We start from the raw sequence: 3306 nt of genomic DNA, 5'->3' as shown, positions 1-3306 counted from the left end.
CTGTCATGCCCGCGAAGGCGGGCATCCAGTACGCCGCGGCCTCTCCGTATCCCACGAACGTCTCTGGAATACTGGATCATCCGCTTTCGCGGATGATGACAGCGGAGTGCGAGGCGAGGCCTTGGCCTTCGCTTATTTCCGCAAAACCTTCACCAATTCCCCGTGCACGAACTCATTGCCGCACACGACGTGCCCGGTCACCAGCGGATCGCCCGGCGTCGCGATGTCGCTCACCGTTCCGCCTGCCTCGCGCACCATGATCATGCCGGCGGCGATGTCCCAGGACTGGAGATCGCGCTCCCAGTAGCCGTCGAGGCGGCCGGCGGCGACGAAGGCGAGGTCGAGGGAGGCGGCGCCGAAGCGGCGCAGGCCCGCGACGCGGTCCTGGATCGCGGTCATCTCGCGGCGGAATTCCTCGTGGTCGCCGCGGCCGATATGAGGCAGGCCGCACGCCACCACGCATTCGTTGAGCTGGCGGCGGCCGGCCACGCGCAGGCGCTGGTCGTTGAGGAAGGCGCCCTTGCCGCGCTCGGCGATGTAGAGCTCGTCATTCGCAGGGTTGTAGATCACGCCAGCGATCACAGTGCCCTCGCGCACGAGGCCGATCGAAATGGCGAATTGCGGGATGCCGTGCAGGAAGTTGGTGGTGCCGTCGAGGGGATCGACGATCCAGGTGTGGCTCTTGTCGGTGCCCTCGCGGGTTCCGCCCTCTTCGCCGATGAAGCCGTAGCCGGGCCGGGCCTTGGCGAGGTCCTGGTAGAGGATCTCCTCGGCGCGCTTGTCGGCGAGCGAGACGAAATTGGCCGGCCCCTTCAGCGAGACCTGGAGATGCTCGATCTCGCCGAGATCGCGCTTGAGGCTGCGGCCAGCGCGGCGCGCGGCCTTGACCATGACGTTGATAGTTGCGGAATACAGCATGAGCTTCCGGTCTTGATCGGGGGGAAATGGCGCGAAAACGCGCCTGTTTGGGGGATTGGGTGCCCTGTGAGGGGGCTAACGTCAAGTCATTGCGTCAAGTCATTTGGTCCCGAGCCATTTCCTGGCGGCGGYCTCCGCCTTGGCCCGGTCCTCGGCCGGCAGATCGGACAATTGCTTGTCGAGCTCCGGATCGCCCTTGCCGGCGGTCTTCGCCACCAGGTGCCATTTGAATCCCTCGACCTTGTCCACGGACGTGCCCATGCCGTTGATCAGCACCCAGGCCAGGCGGTTCTGCGCGATCGCGCTGCCCTGGCGGGACGCCTTGCGGAGCAACGCGACAGCCGCCGGTTGGTTCTTCGGCGTGCCGGTGCCGTTGAACAGCGCGATGGCATATTCGACCTCGGCATCGACATTGTCGGTCAGCGAGGCCGCCTGGAGCAGCCGCACCGCCCTTTCGGGGTCCTTCGGCACGCCGGTGCMTTCCTTGTAGAAGGTCGCCAGCGCGTATTGCGCCTCGGGAAGGCCGGCATCGGCCGCCTGGCGCAGCAGCTCGGCGGAACGCTTGACGTCCTGCGGCAGGGTCTGGCCGTCGAGATAGAGCAGAGCGAGGTTATAGGCCGCCTTGGGCTCGCCGAGCTTGGCGGCGGAGGCCATCAGCTTCACCGCCTCGCCCTTGTCGACGGGGCCGCCGCGGCCGGAGATGCGCAGCATGGCGAGTGCAAACATCGCCTCGCGGTCGCCGGCGTCCGCAGCGCGCTTGTACCATTCCAGCGCCTTGGCGTAGTCGCGGCGGATGCCCATGGCGTTGGAGTAGAGCTCGCCCAGCATGGTCATCGCCTTGGGATCGCCGGCCTGCGCGCGGGCGGTGGCGAGCTCGAACGCGGTCTTGTACTGGCCGCGCTGATAGGCGCCGTACACCAGGTCGACGTTGGAATTGTCGGTTGGAGGCGCCGGGATCACGGTCGCGGGCAGCGCCGGCTTGGGGGAGGCGGACGGCTTCGGCGCCGGCGCGGCCTCCTTCTTCTTGGCGGGCGCGGGTGGCTTGGCTTTCTGCTTTTCGGCGGGCGGGCTCGGCGTTGTGGCCGGCGGCGTGATCTGGAGCTGCGCGGCCGCGGGCGCTGTGAGCAGCAGCGTGGCCAGGATGGTGATGCGCGGGAGCTGCATGTCGGGCGCTAGCCGTGCTCGCCCGCAGGATTTTGGCTTGCAGGCGCGGTCGCATGGGCCTTCTTGATCGCAGCGTCGGCCTCGATCAGCGCGGCCTTGGCCCCGCGCGGATCGGCCCAGATGAACTCGCCGACCAGCACGAAATCGGCGCCGCTGGCGGCGAAGTCGTAGGCCTCTTCCAGCGAGGTCGCAAAGCCGACGCAGGGCGGCTCGAACAGCTCGGCCCACCAGTCCAGCCGTTCGGCAATCGCCTGGGACGACGGCCGCTGGCCCTTCGCGTCGGGCTCGCCGAACAGCAAATAGTCCGCGCCCATCTCGCCCGCATCCATGGAATGGTGCCGCGTCGTCAGCCCGCCGACGCCGGCGATGCGATCGGGCTTGAGCGATGGCAGGGCCTCCTTCAGCGCGGCGATGCCGGGCAGGTGCGCGCCGTCGGCGCCACCGCGCGCGACCAGTTCGGCATGGCCGTCGATCAGCAGTGCGGCGCCGGCCTTCTGGACCGGCGGCGCGAGTGCCTTGATCCACGAGATCATGGTGCGCTGGTCGGTCTCCTTCAGCCGCACCAGCACGGCCGCGACGTCGGCCGAGGCGAGCAGGCCCGGCAGTTCGGCGACGAGCGAAGCCGGGTCTTCGACGACAGGCGTCGCGAGATATAGGCGCGGCGCCGGGCGCGGCGGAGGCGATTTGTTCGACAAGGTCTAGGCCGCTTTCTTTTCCAGGCTGCTCTGCCATTCGCCCTTGGAGGCGAGGCCGTTCATTCGTGCACGATGGCTGAAGGCGCGCTGGCCGGCCGCAACGTTCTCGGCCTTGCCCGACCAGGCCTTCTGCGGCGCGGCCTGCAGCGCGCGGCCGTAGGAGAAGGTCAGGCCCCAGGGCAGCGGGCCGAGCTTGTGCATGGCGTTGAGATGCGCCGTTGCCTCTTCGTCGGACTGGCCGCCGGAGAGGAAGGCGATGCCGGGCACGGCGGCCGGCACGCAGGCCTTGAGCAGCCGTATCGTCTTCTCCGCGACGTCCTCGACGGAGGCCTGCTTCGCGCACTTCTTGCCTGAGATCGCCATGTTCGGTTTCAGTACCATGCCTTCGAGCGCGACGCGCTGCACGCGCAATTCCTGGAAGGTCTTGTTGAGCACGCGCTGGGTTACTTCATAGCAGCGGTCGATGTCGTGGTCGCCGTCCATCAGCACCTCCGGCTCGACGATCGGCACGATCTGCGCGGCCTGGCAC

4 protein-coding genes are annotated in these 3306 nt (G+C 68.1%); all 4 read right to left on the bottom strand.

Annotated elements, in window-relative coordinates:
• Window positions 1-132: 132 nt before the first annotated feature.
• The gene (locus AC1D00_RS32870) at window positions 133-918 is read right to left on the bottom strand and encodes an inositol monophosphatase family protein (protein ID WP_135176289.1); all 786 of its coding nucleotides are present in this window, start codon (window positions 916-918) and stop codon (window positions 133-135) included.
• Window positions 919-1017: 99 nt separating this feature from the next.
• Window positions 1018-2082, bottom strand: a complete 1065-nt coding sequence (locus tag AC1D00_RS32865) for a tetratricopeptide repeat protein (protein ID WP_477013533.1) — start codon at window positions 2080-2082, stop codon at window positions 1018-1020.
• 8 nt (window positions 2083-2090) lie between these two features.
• The gene (locus tag AC1D00_RS32860) at window positions 2091-2777 is read right to left on the bottom strand and encodes a thiamine phosphate synthase (protein WP_477013532.1); all 687 of its coding nucleotides are present in this window, start codon (window positions 2775-2777) and stop codon (window positions 2091-2093) included.
• A gap of 3 nt (window positions 2778-2780) precedes the next feature.
• A partial coding sequence (locus AC1D00_RS32855) for a class I fructose-bisphosphate aldolase (protein WP_477013531.1) occupies window positions 2781-3306 on the bottom strand: 526 nt, incomplete at its 5' end.

It is taken from the genome of Bradyrhizobium sp. P2_E8 (genome assembly GCF_056403875.1).
This window is presented reverse-complemented; position numbering and strand designations above follow the sequence as displayed.

Bases quoted from the DNA above. Each gene is read 5' to 3' on its own strand.
- AC1D00_RS32870 (WP_135176289.1), bottom strand. From the start codon at position 918: ATGCTGTATTCCGCAACTATCAACGTCATGGTCAAGGCCGCGCGCCGC.